Origin of the sequence: Pseudovibrio sp. WM33 (assembly GCF_001623165.1) — a bacterium.
Taxonomy (GTDB): domain Bacteria; phylum Pseudomonadota; class Alphaproteobacteria; order Rhizobiales; family Stappiaceae; genus Pseudovibrio.
The window spans coordinates 68,816-69,333 of record NZ_LMCK01000075.1; the positions used below are offsets into that span (position 1 = coordinate 68,816).

The following is a 518-nucleotide window of genomic DNA, read 5'->3' on the forward strand; positions in this document are numbered from 1 at the left end:
TAAACGATAGGCAGTCTTTGATTTGGGCCGTGATCTGCGGAGTTGGAATATGCAGTTTGTCTCTGGCAAAGCCTCAGCAAAGCGCGGCTACTTGCGCAGCTTCTTTCGCAGCTTGCTGTGGCGCCGGCATAAGGTGGAGGCGGTAGCTGAAGCTGCACCCAAAGAGTGTGATCCGGCAGGCACCGCTCATGTGGTTCTGCAAGGTCGTGACCGACCTGAGCGCTCGTCAGATGCTCTGCACGAAGATCTGTCCGAAGAGCTGGAGATCCGGGGCTTTCTGGATCAGTTTCCAGACCACCGCTTGATGGTCAAGCCCGGGGATCAGCCGCACAAGGAGATATTCTGATGGTCTATCCGCTGGCGGAACAGAGACTGGCGCAGCAACATAGTGCAGCTCATGATGTAAATCCGGTTCAGGATGAGGCAATCGCGGTTTCTCTTGAGGCGTTTGCTCAGGCGATCGTAGATGCCCATCAGAGCATGGCGCTTATGACTGGTGGAGCTTTAGATTTAGCCAC

The 518-nt window shown here is 55.2% G+C and carries 1 protein-coding gene; it reads left to right on the top strand.

The genetic code is table 11. The features are described from left to right. Positions 1-49 precede the first annotated feature (49 nt). The gene (locus PsWM33_RS13065) at positions 50-346 is read left to right on the top strand and encodes a hypothetical protein (protein WP_063300527.1); all 297 of its coding nucleotides are present in this window, start codon (positions 50-52) and stop codon (positions 344-346) included. Positions 347-518: the final 172 nt, after the last annotated feature.